This is a genomic window from Janthinobacterium woesei, from assembly GCF_051380875.1.
Lineage (GTDB): Bacteria > Pseudomonadota > Gammaproteobacteria > Burkholderiales > Burkholderiaceae_D > Janthinobacterium.
In genome coordinates this window covers 57781-79820 of sequence record NZ_JBNYXW010000006.1, presented here as the reverse complement: position 1 = coordinate 79820, position 22040 = coordinate 57781, and the positions used below count along the sequence as shown (strand labels likewise).

Below are 22040 nucleotides of genomic sequence, written 5' to 3'. Positions count from 1 at the left end.
AGGCACGGCCGTTACGCAGGCGCGGAGTGATACTGCGCGAATTCCCTGCTTCACCTCTTCCAGAAGACAAAGACTCAGCACGCATGCTACTTGACTCCATCCGCACCCAGCTCGATTCGCTTTCCAAGTCGGAGAAGAAGGTCGCACTGGCCGTGCTTGACCATCCTAGCCAGACGGTCAGCCAGAACATCACCGCGCTGGCGAAAAGCGCGCAAGTGTCCGAACCAACCGTGGTGCGCTTTTGCCGCACCCTCGGCTATGACGGCTGGCATGAATTCAAGCTGAAGCTGGCGCAGGGCCTGGCCCTGGCCATGCCGGGCGCGAACGAACAGCCGGCGCAGGACGACCTGGCGGCAGACCTGGTAAATAAAATCTGCAGCCGCTCGATCAACACCCTGCTCGACTTGCGCAACAACCTGAACCCGGAAGCGATCCAGCGCGCGCTCGATATCCTCTCGCGCGCCAGCAAGATCGAATTCTATGGCCAGGGCACGTCCGGCATCGTGGCCGCAGACGCGCAGCACAAGTTCTTCCGCTCGGGCGTGCCGACGGTGGCCTACAGCGATCCGAACATCCACAGCATCGCTGCGGCCCTGCTGCGCGGCGGCGACTGCCTGGTGGCCATCTCGCAGCGCGGCAACAGTCCCGCCCTGGTACGCTCGGTCAAATTGGCGCGCCGCGGCGGCGCCGATGTGATCGTGCTGGCACCATCGGGCACGCCGCTGGCCGACCTGGCGACAGTCTTGATACCGATCGACCTGGTGTTCAATACCGACCCCTACACCCCCATCTCGGCCCGCCTGGCCTACCTGGTGGTAATCGACGTGCTGGCCGTGGGCCTGGCCCTGCAGCGGGGGCCGGAATTCCGCAAGAAGATGCAGAATGCGCAAAAAGCGCTGCAAGAGTTCGATATGCAGTTCGATTCCTTCATCGGTTAGCGTGCCTGAAAAACGTCCATGGCGGCGTTGCGCTTTCTTGCCGTACATTCGTACTGTCTGCGGAAGCGCGCCTTGCCCTGAACGTTTTGGCAGGCACGCCTTATTGCAGGATTAAAAAGAACAAGGGGGCCGGCCCGATTCGGTACAATACTCCGGCAAGCCCTTTCACTCTTTCCCGTGCAGCCATGAACCAACTCGAACAACTCAAGCAATTTACTACCGTGGTGGCCGACACCGGCGACTTCCAATCGATCCAGGCCTACACGCCGCGCGACGCGACGACGAATCCGTCGCTGATCCTGAAAGCTGTGCAGAAGGATGAATACAAGCCGCTGCTGGAAAAGGCTGTGCGCGACCATCCGAACGCTTCCACCGGCGAGATCATCGATCGCCTGCTGATCGCGTTTGGCGTGGAAATCCTGCAAACCATCCCTGGCCGCGTGTCCACCGAAGTCGATGCGCGCCTGTCGTTCGACACCGAAGCCACCGTTGCCAAGGGCCGCGACCTGATCGCCCTGTACTCGAACGCTGGCATTGCGCGCGAACGCGTGCTGATCAAGATCGCCGCCACCTGGGAAGGCATCCGCGCCGCCCAGATCCTGGAAAAGGAAGGCATCCGCTGCAACATGACCCTGCTGTTCTCGCTGCCCCAGGCCATCGCCTGCGCCGAAGCGGGCGCGCAGCTCATTTCGCCGTTCGTCGGCCGTATCTACGACTGGTACAAGAAATCGACGGGCATCGACTATGTGGGCGCGGAAGACCCGGGCGTGCAGTCGGTCAAGCGCATCTACAATTACTACCGCAAGTTCGGCTACAAGACCGAAGTGATGGGCGCGAGCTTCCGCAACACCTCGCAAATCCTCGAACTGGCCGGCTGCGACCTGCTCACCATCAGCCCCGACCTGCTGCAAAAGCTGGCCGACAGCAATGCGCCGGTGGAACGCAAGCTGAGCGCGGAAGCGGCGCCGTCGGCCAACATCGTGCAAATGTCGCTGAACGAAGAAGCCTTCCGCTTCATGATGAATGAAGACGCGATGGCGACGGAAAAACTGGCCGAAGGCATCCGCGCCTTCTGCGTCGATTCCGGCAAGCTTAAACAGATGATCGCAGCGCTGCGTTAAGCCCGGACTGCGTAAAAAAGCGGCGTTCGTGCAGTGCACGGCGCCGCCTCCATATCCAATGCATCACCGACCACCATCTGCCTGGACTTGCTCCAGGCGGGTAAGCTGTAGCGCGGGCGAGACTGCAACAGGCGCAAAAACAACAGCGCTTTTCCCTCGCTTATTGGTCACAAATCGGTGCATACTATGTCGCACAGGCAACCTTACATCCCCTCTGCGACAGGAATCCGATCATGCACGCTCTCTCCCACCTCCGTATCGGCACGCGCCTGGCAGCGGGTTACGCGCTGGTGCTGCTGCTCTGCGTCATCTCCACTTCGTACGCGCTGTACAGCGCCCACATCAATGCCGAGGCAACCCGGCAAATGATGGAAAGGCCGCTGGCCAAGGAGCGCCTGGTGTCGGACTGGTATGTGCTGATTTACTCGGCCATCGCGCGCACCTCGATGATCGCCAAAAGCACCGATGAGACCCTGTCGAGCGTATTTGCCGAGACCATCGCCGACAGCACCAGGCAAGGCAGCGAACTGCTGAAGAAAATCGAGACCCTGCTCGACAGCGATGAAGAAAAAGCCATTTTCAAGGCCTCCGTCAGTGAACGCAACAAATATCAGGCTGCCAAGACACAGGTGATGAATGCGCGCAAGGCCGGCAATGCGGCGCAGGCGGAAAGCACTTACCGCGACAGCTTCGCGCCGGCCGCCGCCAATTACCAGAACAACGTCAAGGCCTTGCTGGCGCAGCAGCGCAAGGCCATCGACGCCACGGCGCAAGCGATCGAGGCGGCCAACGAGCGCAGCTTCACCCTGCTGTTGACCTTGTGTGCGCTGGTGGTGGCATTGGGCAGCGTCTGCGCCTGGCTGATCACGCGCTCCATCACGCAGCCATTGCAGGCCGCCGTGAAGGTGGCCGAAACGGTGGCCGCAGGCGACCTGCGCACGCATTTCGGCATGGCCGCCAGCGATGAAATCGGCGACTTGATGCGTGCACTGCAAGGCATGAACGAAGCGCTGCGCCAAGTGGTGTCGGAAGTACAAACGGGCACCAACGCGATTGCCACGGCATCCGGCGAGATCGCCGCCGGCAACCAGGATCTGTCGGCGCGCACGGAGCAGCAAGCCAGTTCGCTCGAAGAAACAGCGTCGTCGATGGAAGAACTGACATCGACCGTCAAACAGAATGCTGACAACGCACGCCAGGCCAACCAGATGGCGGTAGCCGCTTCCGGCGTGGCGGAACGGGGCGGCAGCATCGTCAGCCAGGTAGTCGATACCATGGGCGCCATCGATACGGCGTCGACAAAAATCGTCGATATCATCGGCGTCATCGACGGCATCGCCTTCCAGACGAATATCCTCGCCCTGAACGCGGCCGTCGAGGCGGCGCGCGCCGGGGAACAGGGACGCGGCTTTGCCGTCGTCGCCACCGAGGTGCGCAACCTGGCACAGAGGTCGGCCGCGGCGGCGCGCGAAATCAAGGTCCTCATCGGCGACTCGGTGGAGCAGGTCAACAACGGCACCCGGCTGGTGCAGCAAGCTGGCAGCACCATGGGCGAAGTGGTCGACAGCGTGCGCCGCGTGACCGACATCATGGCCGAGATCACGGCCGCCAGCGCCGAGCAAAGCATGGGCATCGACCAGGTCAACCAGGCCATCGCGCAAATGGACCAGGTGACGCAGCAGAACGCGGCCCTGGTAGAAGAAGCGGCGGCTGCCGCCGAAAGCATGCAAGACCAGGCGGCGCGCCTGGCGCAAGTGGCCGCCGGCTTCCAGCTCGAACACATGGCCGCAGCGGCAACGCCGGTGCGGGCCACGCGGCCGGCCAAAGCGGCCATTCCCGCCACGCCACGGCTGGCGCCGCAACGCAAGCCCCAGGCCACGGCCAAAACGGCAGGTGCTGCAGCGCACAAAATGCCATCGCACATCGCCGGCGAGCAGGACTGGGAAGAGTTTTAACGCTGTCCATGCGCCTGGCGCGGGCAGATTAAGTGTGCCGATTAAGTGTTTGACAGCATCGCAAGGGGCGCCGATACTGGTTTCAGGTGGGACTGGCGCGCCACCGCGCATTGAGAAAGCCGGCGCCGTTCAGGGAGAAGCCATGCGCCCCTATCTTGTTTCCGCCCGGCGGTTCATGCGCCTTGGCGCCGTCCTGCTCTGCGCCGCCCTGGCAGCCTGCGCTGCAGCCCTCCCTGCCAGCTTGCCACCCATCTTCAACGATGCCGATTTCGCAGCCGCTGGCGCCATCGACGCGGGCCCGGTCTTCGCCCTCAGCGACAGCATGCGGCAATACCTGCGCACGAATGTCGGGCACGAGTCGCGCAACAAGAATCCCCGTGCGGCGCTGTACGACGCCCTGTACGACAAGTCCAGGCTGAAACTGGAATACGATGCGGCCATGACCCGCAATGCGCGCGAGACATTCGAGGCGCGCAGCGGCAACTGCCTGTCGCTGGTCATCATGACGGCGGCGCTGGCGCATGAAATGGGCTTGAACGTGCGCTACCAGGAAGTGCTGGGCGAAGAAAGCTGGAGCCGCAGCGGCGACATGTACTTTGTCGCCGGTCACGTCAACCTCGTACTGGGCCAGCGCCTGTTCGACCATCCCAACAGTTACGATACCAAGGGCACGCTGGTGATCGATTTCCTGCCATCGAAGGATGTGGAAGGCTATCGCACGCGCGAAATCGGCGAGGCGACCATCCTCGCCATGTACATGAATAACCGCGCCGCAGAAACCATGAGCGAGGGCCAGCTGGACCAGGCCTATTGGTGGGCGAGAAACGCCATCGTGCAAGACCCCTCATTTACCGGCGCCTACAACACCCTGGGCGTGATCCAGTTCCGCCACGGCGACCTGGCTGCGGCGCGGCGCACCCTGGCCCATGCGCTGACGCGCACGCCGGACAATACCGTGCTGCTGTCAAACCTGGCGCAGGCATTCGAGGCCTCGGGCATGCCGCAGGCAGCGCTGCCGCTGCGCCGCCACCTGCTGGCGTTGCAGCCGCAGCCGCCCTTCCACTACTTCAACCTGGGCAAGGCAGCCATGCAGAAAGGCGAGTACCAGGAGGCTGCGCGGCTGTTCAGTCGTGAACTTGCGCGCGACCCGTACTATCATGAATTCCACTTCTGGCTAGCGCAAGCGTATGCGCGCATGGGCCAACTAACGCAAGCGGACAAGCAGCTGGAGCTGGCGATGGACAGCAGCACCACGCGCAGCGAGCACACTTTATATGCGGCCAAGCTGCAGCATCTGCGCGCCGCCACGCGTTAGTCTTCCAGGAACATCTGCTGCAGGTCGTTCAGGAAGCGCAGCCCCAGTTCCGTCGGCCGGATGACCTGGTGGTCGCGGTACAGCAAGCCTTTCGCTTCGGCCGCGTTGAGCGGCTGGTCGATGGCGTTGATGGCCAGGCCCGTGCGCTCGGCAAACAGATTGGGCGAGAAACCCTGCGTCAGGCGCAAGGTGTTGAGCATGAACTCGAAACCCATCTCTTCGCGCGCCAGTTCGCGCTCTTCCTGCACCGGTTTGCCAGCCAGGACGGCATCCATATAGGCGCGCGGCTGCTTGTAGCGGGCCTGGCGCAGGACGCGGTGCGGGAACGAGATTTTGCTATGCGCGCCCGCGCCGATGCCCAGATAGTCGCCAAACTCCCAGTAATTGCGGTTGTGGCGCGCCTGGCGTCCCGGCTGCGCGTACGCCGACACCTCGTAGCGGCCATAGCCCGCCTGCGCCGCGCGCGCGGCCACCATGTCGGCGATGTCGGCGCTCTCGTCGTCGTCCGGCAGCACCGGCGGATACTTGGCGAACAGGGTGTTCGGCTCCAGCGTCAGGTGGTACAGCGACAGGTGCGGCGGCGCGAACGACAGCGCCGTTTCCAGGTCCTGCTGCGCCTCGGCCAGGGTCTGCGTGGGCAGCGCGTACATCAGGTCGAGGTTGAAATTATCGAAATGCGCGTGCGCGATCTCCACCGCGCGGCGCGCCTCGTTGTCGTCGTGGATGCGGCCCAGCGCCTGCAAATGGCGGCCATTGAAGCTCTGGATGCCTATCGACAGGCGGTTGATGCCGCTGGCCCGGTAGGATTTGAATTTTTCCGTTTCAAAGGTGCCCGGGTTGGCTTCCATGGTGATTTCGCAAGCGCCATCGAGCGGCAGCAGGGTGCGCACGTCCGACATCAGCCGGTCCAGCCCTGCCGCCGACATCAGGCTGGGCGTGCCGCCGCCAATGAAAATGGTGTGGATCTTGCGGCCCCAGATCAGCGGCAGCGCCATTTCCAGGTCCAGGCGCAGGGCCGCCAGGTATTCTTCTTCCGGGAAGCTGCCGCGCACTTCGTGCGAATTGAAGTCGCAATACGGGCATTTCTTCACGCACCACGGGAAATGGATGTACAGCGACAGCGGCGGCAGCGCCGTCAGGTTCAGGGCGCCCGGCTGCAGGTATTTCAGGGCCGCCCCGGCCGCGCCGGAAATGCCTTCCTGCGGCGCTGGCGACGCGCCTGGTTTGGCTGCCGATTTGGCGGCGCTGCCCACCAGTTTGATCGGGATCATCGCAAGGTCCGCAGTTTCTCGACCAGCGCGCGCAGGGCCTGGCCACGGTGCGACAGCGCGTTCTTTTCATCGGACGTCAGTTCGGCCGCGCATTTATCCAGCGCAGGCAGATAGAAGTGCGGATCATAGCCAAAGCCGCCCTTGCCGCGCGCAATGGCGATCATCTCGCCGTTCCAGCGGCCGTCGGCGATCACCGGCTGCGGGTCATCCGCATGGCGCACATACACCAGCACGCAGTAGTAATACGCGGACTTGTCGGCATGCGCTGCCAGGTCGGCGATCAGCTTGGCGCTGTTGGCGGCGTCCGACTTCGGTTCGCCCGCGTAGCGGGCCGAATACACGCCCGGCGCGCCACCGAGCGCATTGACGCACACGCCGGAATCGTCTGCCAGCGCGGGCAATCCCGTCAGGCGTGCCGCATGGCGGGCCTTTTGCAGCGCGTTTTCAACGAAGGTATGAAATGGCTCGTCGCTTTCAGGCACAGCGTACTCGCCCTGGGCGTGCACGGTAAAACCGATGGTCGAGAGCAGCTCATTGAATTCCTTGAGCTTGCCGGCGTTATTGGAGGCGAGAATGAGGCGTTGGGTCATGTCAGTAGTCCGGTTGAAGTGCCGACATTGTAAACCTTTTGCGCCACCCTCACCTTGCACCGTTACAGGCCCAGCGCCTGTTTTTGCAGGGTAATCAGGTCGGCGATGCCACCTTGCGCCAGGTCCAGCAGGCGGTTCATGCCGGTGCGGTCAAAGGCGGCGCCTTCGGCCGTGCCCTGCACTTCGATGAAGTGGCCCGCTTCCGTCATCACCACGTTCATGTCGGTGTCGCAGCCCGAGTCTTCCACGTAGTCCAGGTCCAGCACCGGCATGCCCTGGTAGACGCCCACCGAAATGGCGGCGACAAAGCTTTTTACAGGAATGGCGGTGAGCGCGCCACGCGCCTGCAATTGTGCAAACGCATCGTAGGCGGCCACCATGGCGCCCGTGATCGAGGCCGTGCGCGTGCCACCGTCGGCCTGGATGACGTCGCAATCGAGGTGCAAGGTGCGTTCGCCAAATGCCTGCAGGTCAAAGGCGGCGCGCAGCGAGCGGCCGATCAGGCGCTGGATTTCCTGCGTGCGGCCGGACTGCTTGCCGCGCGCCGCTTCGCGGTCCATGCGCGTGTGCGTCGAGCGGGGCAGCATGCCGTATTCGGCCGTCAGCCAGCCTTGTCCCTTGCCCTTCAGGAAACCCGGCACCTTGTCTTCGATGCTGGCGGTGCAGATGACCTTGGTGTCGCCGCACTCGATCAGCACCGAGCCTTCGGCATGCTTGGTGTACTGGCGGGTGATGCGGATGGCGCGCAGCGCGTCGACGGCGCGGCCGCTCGGGCGGGATTCAAATGTCATGGGATGTCCTGTGTGGTTGGGATTGCGGCAGCGATTTTAACACCGCGCGCCGCCATATTTGCAGTCATGCAACAGCGCAGGGCCACCATGGCCAGCCGCAGGGGGCACTGCACACATGATCCCTACAATCCTGCCCCGCCGTACACAATTTTCTTTACAATGCCGTAAAACGCACACTATTCAGCAATTTTCAGGCCATCGGATGATATGGCACTGTTTTACGGCGCGGGCGGTCTTGCCTGCGCCGGCTGATTAAGTGTATAAGTGACTGACTGTATACAACAAGACCAAATCGGGGAATCCTTTGAGCATTTCAAGCATGACAGGCTACGCGGTTGCCACCAGCGAAGGTGCTGCGGGCACACTGACAATTGAAATCAAGAGCGTCAATTCGCGCTTTCTCGACCTGCAATTTCGCATCAATGACGATCTGCGGGCGCTGGAGCCTGACTTGCGCGCCGCCGTCATGTCCGCCATCACGCGCGGCAAAGTCGAAGTACGCCTGAGCTTTGGCCGCAAGGCCGCCACCGCTGGCACGCAGGCGCTGAACCTGCCCCTGCTGGCCGAACTGGCGCGCCTGCAAAACGAAGTGGGCCAGCATTTCGTCTCCGCCCCCATGATGACGGTGGCCGAACTGCTGCGCTGGCCTGGCGTCATCGAGGAAGCGCAAGTGGGACAAGAATCCCTGCAGGCGGACGTGGGCGCGCTGACCCGCCGCACCGTGGCCGCCTTCGTCGACAGCCGCAAGCGCGAAGGCGCGGCGCTCGAAGCGGTGCTGGTGTCGCGCATCGAAGCGATGGAAGCCATCGTCATGCGCATCACGCCTTTGATTCCGCAAGTCGTGGCAGCCTTCCAGCAAAAAGCCATCGAGCGCATGCAGGACGCGCTGGGATTGGCCAGCCAGGGTTCGAATTCGGCGCTGTCGCGCCAGGACGCCATGGAACGCATCCGCCAGGAAGTCATTTTGTATGGCATCCGCATCGACGTCTCGGAAGAATTGGCGCGCCTGTCGGCCCATCTGGGCGAAACGCGCCACATCCTGACCAAGGGTGGGCAAGTGGGCAAGCGCCTGGACTTCATGATGCAGGAACTCAACCGCGAAGCCAATACCCTGGGCGCCAAGGCCTCCGTCAAGGAACTGGCCGACGCGTCGATGGATTTGAAGCTGCTGATCGAGCAGATGCGTGAACAGGTGCAGAACCTGGAATAGCCCCGTCAGCCACGCCAGGCGCCGGCCGACGCCGGCCGGGCCAGCATCTTGGGGGTGGCCCGACGCCTTGCCTCTTGGTAAAATAACGGATTGGGCGCCGCTTGCGCAAGCATGGGCGCCAACATCACACGATTATTGAAAGATCCGCATGAGCCACCTTACCGCCTTCTCTGGCAGCCTGTTCGTGGTTGCCGCGCCATCGGGCGCCGGCAAATCGACACTGGTCAATGCATTGCTGGCGCAAGAGCCCGGCATCAAGCTGTCGATCTCGACCACCACGCGCGCACCGCGTCCGGGCGAGCAGCATGGCCGCGAGTACTATTTCACGACGGCGGAAGACTTTGTCGCGCGCGCCGAGCAGGGCGAGTTCCTGGAATGGGCGGAAGTGCATGGCAATTACTATGGTACTTCGCGCATCATGGTGGAGCAGCAAATGGCCGCCGGCACTGACATCCTGCTGGAAATCGACTGGCAAGGCGCGCGCCAGGTGCGCAAGCAATTCCCCCGCGCGGCCGGCATTTTCATCCTGCCGCCGTCGATCGATGCGCTGGAAGAGCGCCTGAACAAGCGTGGCCAGGATGAGCCACACGTGATCACGCGCCGCCTGCTGGCCGCTGGCGGCGAAATCGCACACGCTCCCGAGTTCGAGTATGTTATTATCAATGAAGAGTTTACGGTCGCTTTGTCCGAACTGAGCGCGATCGTGAGAGCGGCCCGTTGCCGGTTTGCGCAACAAGCGGCCCGCAACGCATCGCTATTCGCCCAGCTGGGCCTGCACGCAGAATAACAGCGCCTGCACGCCAGTTCACACAGCGCCACGCACCACTATTAGGAGTTACTATGGCCCGTATCACCATCGAAGATTGCCTGAAACAAATCCCTAACCGCTTTCAGCTGACCCTGGCTGCGACCTACCGCGCACGTCAGTTGTTGCAAGGCCACACACCTAAGGTCGACGCCAAGGACAAGCCTACCGTTGTCGCACTGCGCGAAATCGCTGCCGGTAAAGTCGGCATCGAAATGCTGAAAAAGGTCCCGATGTAATTCGGAATCCGCGTGCCGGAACAGTGCTGACCCCTGGTTCTACCGTATCCTTTATTCACACTGTAAAGCAACGCGACGTTTTATGAGTCTGACCCCAGCCGACACGACTTCAGCAGCACTGCCGCCCCTGGCCTCGCGCCAGGCGGCAAAATCACAGGGCGCATCCACGCCCGGCACTGGCACGTCTGGCAGCGGCACCTCCGGACACGGCACCTCTTCAGCACCACCAGCGCCGGCCTTGGGCGTGGCCTCCGTCAGCCACCTGGCCGCCAAGCTGGCCGAATACCTGTCCCCCGCCGACCTGAAAAAAGTCAAGGAAGCCTACCGCTTCTCCGACGAAATGCACCTGGGCCAGATGCGCCGCTCGGGCGAGCCGTATATCTCGCACCCGATCGCCGTCGCCGAAATCTGCGCCGACTGGAAACTCGACGCGCAAGCCATCATGGCCGCCCTGCTGCATGACGTGATGGAAGACCAGGACGTCAAGAAAGAGGAATTGATCGAGCGCTTCGGCGCGCCCGTGGCGCACCTGGTCGATGGCCTGTCGAAGCTGGAAAAGATCGAATTCCAGAGCCAGATCGAAGCGCAGGCGGAAAACTTCCGCAAGATGCTGCTGGCCATGGCCTCCGACGTGCGCGTGATCCTGATCAAGCTGGCCGACCGCCTGCACAATATGCGCACGCTGGACTTCATGACGGCCGCCAAGAAGCGCCGCATCGCCAGCGAGACCATGGAAGTGTACGTGCCGATCGCGCACCGCCTTGGCCTGAACAATATTTATCACGAACTGCAAGACCTGTCGTTCTCGCACCTGTACCCGATGCGCTACCGCACCCTGGCGAAAGCCGTCAAGGCGGCGCGCGGCAACCGGCGCGAAGTGGTCAACAAGATCATGGAAGCGGTCAAAAGCACGCTCTCCCTGGCGGAAATCGAGGCCGATGTCACGGGTCGCGAAAAGACCCTGTACGACATCTATAAAAAAATGCGCAGCAAGCACTTGTCGTTCTCGCAAGTTCTGGACGTGTACGGCTTTCGTGTGGTGGTGGGCAGCTTCGCCGACTGCTACGTCACCCTGGGCACCCTGCACAGCCTGTACAAGCCGATGCCGGGAAAGTTCAAGGATTACATCGCGATTCGCAAGCTGAACGGCTACCAGTCGCTGCACACGACCGTCATTGGCCCCTACGGCACGCCGGTGGAATTCCAGATCCGCACGCAGGAAATGCACCGCACGGCCGAGTCCGGCGTGGCGGCGCACTGGCTCTACAAGAGCGGCGAATCGAATCCGTCCGACCTGCAGCAGCGCACGCATGCATGGCTGCAATCCTTGCTCGACATCCAGCAGCAGACGGGCGACTCGGCCGAATTCCTCGAACACGTGAAGGTCGACCTGTTTCCCGACTCCGTGTATGTATTTACGCCAAAGTCGAAGATCATCGCCCTGCCGCGCGGCGCCACGGCCATCGACTTCGCCTATTCGATCCATACGGGCATCGGCGACCAGACGGTGGCCGTCAAGATCAACAATGAAACCTCGCCGCTGCGCACCGAGCTGCACAATGGCGATATCGTCGAGATCATCACCGATTGCTCCTCGCGGCCCAGCCCGACCTGGCTGTCGTTCGTGCGCACCGGCAAGGCCCGTTCGGCCATCCGCCACCATTTGCGCACGATCAACCTGCCTGAATCGATCGCCCTGGGCCAGCAATTGCTGTCGCAGGCGCTGCAAGCCTTGAATATCGACGCCGACCTGCCCGCGCCGCTGGTCGAACGCCTGCTCAACGAGTCGAGCGCCAATTCCATGGACGGGCTGTACGCGGACATCGGCATCGGCAAGCGCATGGCCACCCTGGTGGCGCGCCACATTTTTGGCCTGATCGGCGGCGAAGCGGCCAATATGCCGGTGGAACACAATAGCGGCAGCGAGCTCGACCCGGTCACCATCTGCGGCAGCGAAGGCGTTTCCGTGCAACTGGCGCCATGCTGTTTGCCGATTCCCGGCGACCAGATCATCGGCCAGCTGCGCCGCGACCAGGGCTTGCTGGTGCACACCAGCGACTGCTCGCAAGCCAAGCGCCAGCGCGCCAAGGAGCCGGACCGCTGGATCGCCGTACGCTGGGGCACCGAACTGAACCGCCGCTTCGACTGCCGCATCAAGGTGCTGATCAACAGCGAACGGGGCATCCTGGCCCGCGTTGCCGCCGAAATCGGCGAATCAGACGCCAACATCATCTATGTCGGCATGGACGAAGACAAGGACAACGTCCTCGACCAGCTGCGCTTCACCGTACAAGTCAAGGACCGCGTGCACCTGGCCGCCCTGCTGCGCAACGTGCGCCGTGTGGCCGGAGTCAACAGAATATTGCGCGAACGCAATTAAAAAACGGCTGACCAGATTACCTGGCCAGCCGTTTTTTCATGCGCAGCAGCTCAGCTCAAGCCTCTTCCGGCGCCGGGTACGTCACTTCCAGCAATTCCAGCTCTTGCGCCCCTAGCGGCGTATTGAGCGTGATCAAATCGCCTTCGCGCGCCTTGGTGATGGTGCGCGCCATCGGAGAAATCCAGCTGATCTTGCCGTTCAGGGGGTCGAACTCGTCGATGCCGACGATGGTGATGGTGTGCGTTTCGCCGTCCCCGGTGCGGTAAGTTACCGTGGCGCCAAAGAACACCTGGTCACTGCCGTGGTGCACGCTGGGGTCGACGATGGCGGCCAGGTCCATGCGTTTCGTCAAAAAACGGATGCGGCGGTCGATTTCGCGCAGGCGCCGCTTGCCGTAGATATAGTCGCCATTTTCCGAGCGGTCGCCATTCGACGCCGCCCAATGGACGATTTTGACCACTTCCGGACGAGCCACGTCGATCAGCTGCAGCAGCTCTTGCTTGATGCGCTGGTAGCCGGCGGGCGTGATGTAGTTCTTCGCGCCGGCAGGGATGGCCAGCGCCAGCGCGGCCGCTTCCTCATCGTCGTCGTTGTCCGACTCTTTTACAAAGGCTTTATTCATGTGCCTATTGTAGTCCCGCCAGACGCCGGCAGGCGCACCGCAAGCGGGAGCAAACGGGCTTTTTTGACGTATCATCGTGGCAAGCGCGGCAAACATCGGCCGCGCACGGAGACGGATGAAAAAATTCTACCAATTCAGGCGCTGGCTGTTCGCGCCGCTGGTCTACCTGGCCGCCATTTTCCTGCTGTTCGAGGAATGGCTGTGGGCGACCGGCGCGCGCATCATGCAGGTGGTGGCGCAGTTCCCTCCGCTGCATGCGCTCGAAGCGTGGATCAAGCGCCTGCCGCCATACTGGGCGCTGGCCATCTTCGTGCTGCCGGCCGTGCTGTTGTTCCCCGTCAAACTGCTGGCCTTGCTGGCGATCGCGCGCGGCCATGCGTTTTCCGGCATCGGCGTGATCCTCGTCGCCAAGCTGGGCGGTGCGGCCACCGTGGCGCGCCTGTACAGCCTGACGCGTCCCACCCTGCTCAGCTTGCCCTGGTTTGCGCGCTGGCACGGCTGGTTCATGCAAACCAAGTACCGCTGGATCGCCCGCCTGCGCGCCACGCGCCCGTGGCGCCGCGTCAGCCGCCTGTCGGCCGCGCTGGGACGCGCACGCCATGCCTGGTGGCAACGCTTGCGCACGCGCACGCGCACGGCCGGCCGCCATGACTCCCGCCCGGCGCGCGTGCTGCGCCGTTTCGCCGCCTTCTGGCGCGCGCGCCGCTGATGCAGAAAGGCAGCTCCATGCACGATACCCCACGGCTGGCGCACGCCATGCGCGCAGCGGCGACCGAAATCTACCTGTATGACGCGGCCAGCTTGCAGTTGCTGGACGTCAACGATGCCGCCTGCGGCAACCTGCAATATGCGCGTGAGCAATTGCTGGCGATGACGCCCTTCACCCTGGCGCCGCAGTTGGAGGCGCAAGGCATGGCGGCCGTGCTGGCGGCGCTGGACGACGCCGTCGGCGCGCAAGCCCAGCTGCATGTGCAGCAGCGGCGCCGCGACGGCAGCCTGTATTCGCTCTCGCTGCAACTGTCGCGCGCCAACCGCCTGGGGCGCGCCCTGATCCTGGCCGTGGCCGAGGACTTGCGCACGCCGCAGGCGACGGCCGCCGCGCTGGCCCAGGTGCAGTCGCGCTTCAACGCCATCGTCTCGAATACGCCGGGTCTGGTGTACCAGTTCTGTCTGCATGCCGACGGCCGCGCCACCTTTCCCTACCTGAGCGACGGTTGCCTGGCCCTGCTGGGCTTGAGTCCGGCGCAACTGCATGCGCGCCCCGAGCTGTTTTACCAGCTGATCCTGGCCGATGACCGCGCCGCCTATCTCGAGTCCATGCAGGCGTCGAAAACTGCCTTGTGGAGCTGGAACTGGGAAGGCCGCATCTGGGTGGACGCCTGGAAGGACGTAAAATGGATCAACCTGCGCTCCACGCCGCGCGCATTGGCGGACGGTACGGTGCAATGGGAAGGCATCATGACGAACATCACCGAAAGCCGGCTCGAACAGATCGAGGTGCGCCAGTCGCGCGCCCGCCTGGCCGAGCTGACGGCGCATATCGACAAGGTCAAGGAGCACGAGCGCACGCGCCTGGCGCGCGAATTGCACGATGATTTGGGCGGCAATTTGACGGCGATCAAGATGGCCCTGGCCCTGCTGGTGCGGCGCTTGCCGCAGGGTAATGCCCTGCTGCAGGAAAAGGCCGAGTATGTCGATACCCTGGTCGACCGCAGCATCGACGCCGTGCACCGCATCTCGCTGGACTTGCGCCCCTCCATGCTGGACCTGGGGCTGGTCGCCGCACTGGACTGGCAGGTGGAGGAATTTGCGCGCCAGGCCGGCATCGACTGCCAGTTCATCTCGAACCGCCAGCATATCGAGCTCGATCTGGACCAGGCCACCAGCCTGTTCCGCATCACCCAGGAGGCGCTGACGAATATTGCCAAGCATGCACAAGCGAGCCGCGTGACGGTGCGCCTGGCCCTGCAGCGCCAGCAACTGCGTCTGACCATTGCCGACAATGGCGTGGGCATGCGCCTGTCCGACCGCGCCAAGCCGCAATCGTTCGGCATCCGCGGCATGGCCGAGCGCGCCAGCGCCCTGGGCGGCAGCCTGAGCCTAATGGATGGCCCGGACGGCGGCACGATGCTGGGCATAAAAATCCGGCTGGCCACGCCGCGAGAGGCGATAATAGCGGCTGCAGCCAGCGCGCCAGCGCTCAGTGAGCCGCCGCAAGACCCTGCCTGGCGCGAGTGAATCAGATAGGAAACAAAGTAGTCATGAAAGAAAAAGCCACCATCCGGGTATTCATCGCCGACGATCACGCGATCGTGCGCGAAGGCTTGAAGCAAATCCTGGCCGACACGAAGGACATCATCGTTGCCGGCGAGGCTGAAAACGGCCACGATGCCATCAAGCTGTTCCGTGGCTCAAAATGCCAGGTATTGCTGCTCGACATCTCCCTGCCCGACCGCAGCGGCATCGACGTCCTCAAGCAGATCAAGAAGGAAAAGCCGGAACTGGCCGTGCTGATGCTGTCCATGCACCGCGAAGACCAATACGCCATCCGTTCGCTCAAGGCGGGCGCTGCCGGCTACCTGACGAAGCAGAGCGCGCCGCGCGAACTGGTCATTGCCATCCGGCAAGTCGCCGCCGGCTTGAAGTACATCAGCGCGACACTGGCCCAGGAATTGGCCAATTCGGTGGGTGAAGACCACGAAACGGCGCTGCACGATACGCTCTCGGACCGCGAGTACCAGACCCTGGTGATGATCGCCTCGGGCAAGGCCGTGGGCGCCATCGCCGAAGAACTGAAATTGTCCGTGAAAACCGTCAGCGAATACCGCGCCCGCCTGCTGGTCAAGATGAAGCTCAAGAATAGCGCCGAACTGACGCATTACGCCATCCGTAACCAGCTGGTCGACTAGCGCGCCGGCGGTCGCTGTACGCCGCCAACACGGCATGCCCGCTGGCATACGGCGAATTGAATGGACTTCTCCTTGCTTCTCGCACAATAAGTTCTTTGCCAACTCGCCTATCATGGGGATAATTAGAAAATATCTAAAAAGGCTTTGCCTACATGTCCAGTAAATTGCCATCTTCGCCAGCAAGCGCTCCCGCTGGCGCCATGAATACCGTCGCCGGCACGCCGCTGAACCCGGCCGATATCGCCCGCGAAGCATTTCGCCGCCTGGCGACGCGGCGCATCGCGCCCACGCCGGGCGCCTACCGCGACATCTACAATGAAATTGCCGGCATCAGCGAGCCAGCAGATGCCCCCGCCGCCGTGCTGGCAGCGAGCGCACCTCTTGACGGCGGTGCAGAAAACGTCCTGGCGCAGTTTGCCGCCAAGATGAGCGAGTCGGCAGGCGAACTGGGCGACTTTGGCCGGCGCTTCCAGCGCGCCCTGAAAGCGCGCGACTGGGATAGCTACGCGCGTACTCTGGCGCAACTGTCGGAAAAGCAAGTCAAGAAAGGCGGCGGTATCGAACTGCCGCCCCTGCCGGACGGCGAACAGACGCGCACCCTGCGCGAGTTGCTCAGCCGCACCCTGGGCTTTGCCGTCGCCACCCTGCTGACGGGCACGCCCGTGCTGGTGGAAGAGGCCGAATCCCTGGGCGTGGCCATCAAGCAGGCGCATACGGAAGAAGCGTTGAACGAGGCGGCGCTGCGCCTGAAACAGCTGTGCTACCAGATTGAACTCAAAAGCGGCGACACGGCCGAGCAGCAAGAACTGCTGCTGCGCCTGTTCAAGTTGCTGCTGGACAACGTTAGCCAGTTGCTCGACGACGACAGCTGGCTGCGCGGCCAGGTCGACGCCGTGCAAAACCTGATCGCCGGTCCGCTCGACCAGCGCGCGCTGGAAGACGCCACGCGCAGCCTGAAAGAAGTCATTTACAAGCAAAGCCAGCTCAAGCACAGCTTGTCCGACGTCAAACTGACGGTCAAGAACATGATGATGACCTTCATCGACCGCCTGGGCCAGGTGGCGGCCAGCACGGGCGACTTCCACGAAAAGATCGGCGGCTATTCGGAAAAGATCAGCCAGGCGGAAAATATCAGCGAACTGAACAATGTTCTCGATGAAGTCCTGCGCGAAACGCGCATGGTGCAAAACGAAGCGTTGCGCGCACGCGATAAAATGGTGCTTGCGCGCCAGGAAGTGCAGGATGCGGAACAGCGCATTCATACGCTCGAAGCCAAGCTGCAGCATATGAGCGAACTGGTGCGTGAAGACCAGCTGACGGGCAGCCTGAACCGCCGCGGCCTCGACGATGTGTTCGAACGCGAGACGGCCCGCTCCGACCGCCGCGGCACGCCCCTGTGCATCGCCATGCTGGACCTGGACGACTTCAAGCGCCTGAACGACACCTACGGCCACCTGGCCGGCGATGCGGCACTGAAACACCTGGTCAAGATCGTCAAGGAAACCCTGCGTTCGATGGACGTCATCGCCCGCTTCGGCGGCGAGGAATTCCTCATCCTGCTGCCGGAAACTACGGTGGACGCGGCCGCTTCGACCATGACGCGCCTGCAACGCGAGCTGACCCGGCATTTCTTCCTGCATGACAACGAAAAAGTCCTGATCACCTTCTCCGCCGGCGTGGCCCTGCGCCACCCCAATGAAGACCAGCGCGAACTGGTAAAACGCGCCGACCGCGCCATGTACCAGGCCAAGCAGACAGGCAAGAACCGCGTCGTGGTGGCCGACTGAGGCCGGCCGCATGCCCGCCAGTTGGCGGGCATGCGGCCGCGCCCATCCCATTCCTTCCCTTCCCGCTCATCTTCCTGCAGCATTTATTTTTTATTTTCGCCATCAAGTATCCCAAAACGCTGCCGTATAGGGCCGATGCACAAGTCGCGCCACTCTGGAAAAGACAAAAATAATTGCTTTTTGACCCTAAACTTTTTTGAGCAGCTTCCGTTAATCATTACAACTACGGTTTGATTGCCTCAAAACAGAGAGGCAGACCAAGGTAAAAAGGCACACAGCCAAAACCCAGCATAATCGGGAGCTTCACATGGCCGCAGTCATCAGTACCAATATCGCGTCGCTCAATGCGCAACGCAATCTGAATTCTTCCCAATCCGCCCTGTCCACCTCATTGCAACGCCTGTCGTCCGGTCTGCGCATCAATAGCGCAAAAGACGACGCTGCAGGATTGGCCATTTCCGAGCGTTTCACCTCGCAAATCCGTGGCCTCGATCAAGCCCGCCGCAACGCCAACGATGGCGTCTCGCTGCTGCAAACGGCCGAGGGCTCGCTGGCATCGACGGGCGACATTCTGCAGCGCGTACGTGAATTGGCCGTGCAATCATCGAACGCCACCAACTCCGCAGGCGACCGCAAGGCCATCCAGGCAGAGGTAGGGCAATTGCTGTCGGAAGCGGACCGCATTTCGCAGACGTCGGAATTCAACGGCATGAAACTGCTGGACGGCTCGTTCGGCACGGCATCGTTCCAGGTGGGCGCCAACGCCGGCCAGACCATCCAGGCCACGACGGCCAACTTCCGCACGAATAACTACGGCAACAACGAAGTGGGCACCACTGCGCCAGCGACGACCACCGGAGCCGCTTATACCGCCGGCTCGTTCAGCATTCAAGGCCTGCAATCGGCCACCCTCAACGTCGGCACGGGCGACACCGCGCAAACGCTGGCAGCAAGCATCAATGGCGCGACCGAAAAAACCGGCGTGGCGGCCTCGGCAAAAACCGAGGAATCAGCAAAATTTATTGCCAACGGCGTCTATTCGCTGGCCCTCACCTCCGACAATGGCACCGCCGCCAACGTGACTTTCACCGTGGGCGCGTCCTTGAATGCCTCAGGGCTGGCCTCGGCTGTCAGCGCCTTTAATGATGTGTCGGCATCGACCGGCGTGACCGCCAAGCTGAACAGCTCCAACGATGGCTTGATCCTGACGAATGCCGCCGGAAACAATATCACGCTGGCAAATAACAGCACGAACGTGGCCCACACCGTGACGGCAGCGGCCATCAATGGCGCCGGCACCGTTGGCACCCCGGCCACGATCGCGGCCAGCGGCGGCACGGCAACCACGATGGGCTATATTTCAATGAATTCTGACAAGGGTTTCTCGATCGGCAACGTGACCACCACCAACGCCGTCGTGGCCGCTGGCGCCACGCTCAACACCGTGGCAGGCATCGACGTATCGACCGTCAAGGGCTCGAACGACGCGCTGAAGATTCTCGATTCGGCTTTATCCAGCGTCAATAGCCAACGCGCTTCCTTCGGTGCCTTGCAGTCGCGCTTTGAAACGGCTGTGTCGAACCTGCAATCGACGTCTGAAAACCTGTCCGCTTCGCGTTCGCGCATCCAGGATACCGACTTCGCGGCGGAAACAGCCAAGCTGACGCGCGGCCAGATCCTGCAACAGGCCGGCACGGCCATGCTGGCCCAGGCCAACTCGCTGCCAAAGGGCGTGCTGTCATTGCTCCAAAGCTAAGGCCGCTTACTGCAGCGCCGCCATGGCGCCCGCGCGCCATATGCCATCCCCGGCCGGGTTTTTCCCCGCCGGGGATTTTTTTGATAAAAAAAATAATAAAGAATATTTCTTTTATTTAATTATATTCAACCCTCAAGTTTAGCGAAAGCATGCCGTTTAAGCGCCTTCATCGGCTGCAACTTGAGGCGAAAATGAAAAAATATACTCGCCTTATTTCGCTAAACTTTCCATACAGCACTCCGTTAATGACTATAACTGCGGTGTGAGTGTCCCGGAATGGAGGGGCAGGCCAAGGTACAAGGCACATAGCCAAAACATATAGCAAGGAGCATCAAAAATGGCCTCAGTAATCAATACCAATACCGCATCACTGAATGCGCAACGCAACCTGAGCACTTCGCAGTCGGCCCTGTCCACCTCATTGCAACGCCTGTCGTCGGGTTTGCGCATCAATAGCGCAAAAGACGATGCTGCAGGCCTGGCGATTTCCGAGCGCTTCACGTCGCAAATCCGCGGCCTCGATCAAGCCAAACGCAATGCCAACGACGGCGTGTCGCTGCTGCAAACGGCCGAGGGTTCGCTGGCATCGACGGGCGACATTTTGCAACGCGTACGTGAATTGGCAGTGCAATCGTCGAATGCCACCAACTCGGCAGGCGACCGCAAGGCCATCCAGGCCGAGGTAGGCCAGCTGCTGTCGGAAGCGGACCGCATCTCGCAAACGTCGGAATTCAACGGCATGAAACTGCTCGACGGCTCGTTCGGCACGGCATCGTTCCAGGTGGGCGCCAACGCCGGCCAAACCATCCAGGCCACGACCGCCAACTTCCGCACGAATAACTACGGCAACAACCAGGCAACTTCCGCAGCGCCCACCACCGTTGCGACCTCGGCTGGCACCGCGTACGCTGGCGGTACGTTCGACATCCAGGGCCTGCAATCGGCGACCATCACCGCCAAGTCGACCGACACCGCGCAAACGCTGGCGGCGACCATCAATGGCTCGACCGACAAGACGGGCGTGACGGCAACGGCCAAGACCGAAGAATCGGCCAAGTTTATTGCCGGTGGCGTGTATTCGATGGCCGTCAAGTCCGACAATGCTACTACCGCCTCCAACGTCACCTTCACGGTGGGTGCTGCGCTGAACGCATCGGGCCTGGCCTCGGCAGTGAGCGCCTTCAACGATGTGTCCTCGACCACCGGCGTGACCGCCAAGCTGAACGATACCAATGACGGCCTGGTCCTGACGAATGTTTCCGGCAACAACATCAATCTGACCAATAACAGCACCAACGGGGCGCATACCGTCGTGGCAGCTGCCATCGATTCCACGGGCACCGTTGGCACCACTGCCACGATCGCCGCCAGCGGTGGCACCGCCACCACGATGGGCTATATCTCGATGAACTCCGACAAGGGTTTCTCGGTGGGTAATGTCACCGCCGGCAATGGTGTTACCGCCGCTGCCGCCACGCTGAAATCCGTGTCGAGCATCGACGTGTCGACCGTTACGGGTTCGAACGATGCGCTGAAGATTCTCGATTCTGCCCTGGCCAGTGTCAACGGCCAGCGCGCTTCCTTCGGTGCCTTGCAGTCGCGCTTTGAAACGGCCGTGAGCAACCTGGAATCGACGTCGGAAAACCTGTCGGCTTCGCGTAGCCGCATCCAGGATACCGACTTCGCAGCGGAAACGGCCAAGCTGACGCGCGGCCAGATCCTGCAACAGGCGGGTACCGCGATGCTGGCCCAGGCCAACTCGCTGCCAAACGGCGTGCTGTCGCTGCTGCGCGGTTAATCACCGCCCGGTAGTACCGTAGCTTAGCCCTCCCCGGCCGGTCCAGATTGATAATCTTGATCCGCCGGGGAATTTTCGTTAGAGGACAGCATCATGGATAAGCTACACGCAACGGGCAGCGCTGCAGCCGCCCTGCAACGCGCGACGACAGCCACAACTGCCTATGGCGCCGCACCGGCCATCACTGCCAGCAAGAGCGCGCCAGCGGCCGGCAAGGCAGGCAGCGAACCCGAACTGAAAGACGTCAGGCAGGCCGTCAGCGATATCAACAAGGCCATGCAGTTCATGTCGCGCGAACTGGAGTTTTCCGTCGACACGGACAGCAACCGCACGGTCGTCAAGGTCATCGACCAGCAAACCCGCGAGGTCATCCGCCAGATGCCGACCGAAGAGGCGCTGGAAATTGGCAAGGCCCTGGAAAAAGTGCAAGGCTTGCTGATCAAGCAAACGGCTTGATGCAGCCCTGTGCCAGCGCCGCATGGACAAAGGGCAAACAGGCAGCAAAATACCCCTCTAAAGTCTGGATCGAATATGCCGTTAACTAGGTATATTC

General features: G+C 62.1%; 19 protein-coding genes. 15 read left to right on the top strand and 4 right to left on the bottom strand.

Going from position 1 to position 22040, the window contains the following annotated elements:
- Positions 1–83 precede the first annotated feature (83 nt).
- From ACQ4W6_RS08090 to ACQ4W6_RS08075, 4 genes are all read left to right on the top strand, one after another.
- Positions 84–938, top strand: a complete 855-nt coding sequence (locus ACQ4W6_RS08090) for an SIS domain-containing protein (RefSeq protein WP_436566669.1) — start codon at positions 84–86, stop codon at positions 936–938.
- Between the two features lie 185 nt (positions 939–1123).
- Positions 1124–2059 carry a transaldolase gene (tal, locus tag ACQ4W6_RS08085; protein ID WP_436566668.1) on the top strand — a complete coding sequence of 312 codons (936 nt, stop codon included), beginning with the start codon at positions 1124–1126 and terminating at the stop codon, positions 2057–2059.
- 233 nt (positions 2060–2292) lie between these two features.
- Entirely contained in the window at positions 2293–4014 is a 1722-nt protein-coding gene (locus tag ACQ4W6_RS08080; protein ID WP_436566667.1) for a methyl-accepting chemotaxis protein, read from the top strand.
- 142 nt (positions 4015–4156) lie between these two features.
- On the top strand, positions 4157–5329 hold the full coding sequence (locus tag ACQ4W6_RS08075) for a tetratricopeptide repeat protein (RefSeq protein ID WP_436566666.1): 1173 nt from the start codon (positions 4157–4159) through the stop codon (positions 5327–5329).
- Here the strand turns inward: ACQ4W6_RS08075 and hemW are convergent.
- The 3 genes from hemW to rph all read right to left on the bottom strand — a co-directional run bounded on the left by hemW (position 5326) and on the right by rph (position 7981).
- Positions 5326–6600 (bottom strand): radical SAM family heme chaperone HemW, encoded by a 1275-nt coding sequence (gene hemW / locus ACQ4W6_RS08070; protein WP_436566665.1) that lies wholly within the window; start codon positions 6598–6600, stop codon positions 5326–5328. The two genes, ACQ4W6_RS08075 and hemW, sit on opposite strands and share 4 nt — an antisense overlap.
- Positions 6597–7190 carry an RdgB/HAM1 family non-canonical purine NTP pyrophosphatase gene (rdgB, locus tag ACQ4W6_RS08065; RefSeq protein ID WP_436566664.1) on the bottom strand — a complete coding sequence of 198 codons (594 nt, stop codon included), beginning with the start codon at positions 7188–7190 and terminating at the stop codon, positions 6597–6599. Before rdgB ends, hemW begins: the two co-directional genes overlap by 4 nt.
- A gap of 62 nt (positions 7191–7252) precedes the next feature.
- Entirely contained in the window at positions 7253–7981 is a 729-nt protein-coding gene (gene rph, locus ACQ4W6_RS08060) for a ribonuclease PH (protein ID WP_436566663.1), read from the bottom strand.
- Positions 7982–8300: 319 nt separating this feature from the next.
- Here rph and ACQ4W6_RS08055 point away from each other — a divergent pair, with 319 nt between their 5' ends.
- The 4 genes from ACQ4W6_RS08055 (at position 8301) to ACQ4W6_RS08040 (ending at position 12615) form a co-directional block, all read left to right on the top strand.
- Positions 8301–9191, top strand: a complete 891-nt coding sequence (locus tag ACQ4W6_RS08055) for a YicC/YloC family endoribonuclease (RefSeq protein ID WP_436566662.1) — start codon at positions 8301–8303, stop codon at positions 9189–9191.
- Between the two features lie 148 nt (positions 9192–9339).
- The gene (gene gmk / locus ACQ4W6_RS08050; RefSeq protein ID WP_436566661.1) at positions 9340–9978 is read left to right on the top strand and encodes a guanylate kinase; all 639 of its coding nucleotides are present in this window, start codon (positions 9340–9342) and stop codon (positions 9976–9978) included.
- A gap of 53 nt (positions 9979–10031) precedes the next feature.
- A complete protein-coding gene (gene rpoZ / locus ACQ4W6_RS08045) occupies positions 10032–10235 on the top strand; it encodes a DNA-directed RNA polymerase subunit omega (RefSeq protein WP_094441537.1) in 204 nt (67 codons plus the stop codon).
- Between the two features lie 82 nt (positions 10236–10317).
- A complete protein-coding gene (locus tag ACQ4W6_RS08040) occupies positions 10318–12615 on the top strand; it encodes a RelA/SpoT family protein (RefSeq protein ID WP_436566660.1) in 2298 nt (765 codons plus the stop codon).
- A gap of 55 nt (positions 12616–12670) precedes the next feature.
- On the opposite strand, the gene greB is transcribed toward ACQ4W6_RS08040, so the two are convergent.
- Positions 12671–13237: a transcription elongation factor GreB gene (gene greB, locus ACQ4W6_RS08035; protein WP_436566659.1), complete on the bottom strand. Its 567-nt coding sequence runs from the start codon at positions 13235–13237 to the stop codon at positions 12671–12673.
- Positions 13238–13352: 115 nt separating this feature from the next.
- Here greB and ACQ4W6_RS08030 point away from each other — a divergent pair, with 115 nt between their 5' ends.
- The 7 genes from ACQ4W6_RS08030 (at position 13353) to ACQ4W6_RS08000 (ending at position 21943) form a co-directional block, all read left to right on the top strand.
- On the top strand, positions 13353–13946 hold the full coding sequence (locus tag ACQ4W6_RS08030; RefSeq protein ID WP_436566658.1) for a hypothetical protein: 594 nt from the start codon (positions 13353–13355) through the stop codon (positions 13944–13946).
- Between the two features lie 17 nt (positions 13947–13963).
- On the top strand, positions 13964–15475 hold the full coding sequence (locus ACQ4W6_RS08025; protein WP_436566657.1) for a sensor histidine kinase: 1512 nt from the start codon (positions 13964–13966) through the stop codon (positions 15473–15475).
- Positions 15476–15498: 23 nt separating this feature from the next.
- Positions 15499–16146, top strand: a complete 648-nt coding sequence (locus ACQ4W6_RS08020; protein WP_436566656.1) for a response regulator — start codon at positions 15499–15501, stop codon at positions 16144–16146.
- Positions 16147–16346: 200 nt separating this feature from the next.
- Positions 16347–17933 carry a GGDEF domain-containing protein gene (locus ACQ4W6_RS08015; protein WP_436566845.1) on the top strand — a complete coding sequence of 529 codons (1587 nt, stop codon included), beginning with the start codon at positions 16347–16349 and terminating at the stop codon, positions 17931–17933.
- Positions 17934–18240: 307 nt separating this feature from the next.
- The gene (locus ACQ4W6_RS08010; RefSeq protein WP_436566655.1) at positions 18241–19689 is read left to right on the top strand and encodes a flagellin N-terminal helical domain-containing protein; all 1449 of its coding nucleotides are present in this window, start codon (positions 18241–18243) and stop codon (positions 19687–19689) included.
- A gap of 337 nt (positions 19690–20026) precedes the next feature.
- A complete protein-coding gene (locus ACQ4W6_RS08005) occupies positions 20027–21487 on the top strand; it encodes a flagellin N-terminal helical domain-containing protein (protein WP_436566654.1) in 1461 nt (486 codons plus the stop codon).
- A gap of 93 nt (positions 21488–21580) precedes the next feature.
- On the top strand, positions 21581–21943 hold the full coding sequence (locus ACQ4W6_RS08000) for a flagellar protein FlaG (protein ID WP_436566653.1): 363 nt from the start codon (positions 21581–21583) through the stop codon (positions 21941–21943).
- The last annotated feature ends 97 nt before the right edge of the window (positions 21944–22040 follow it).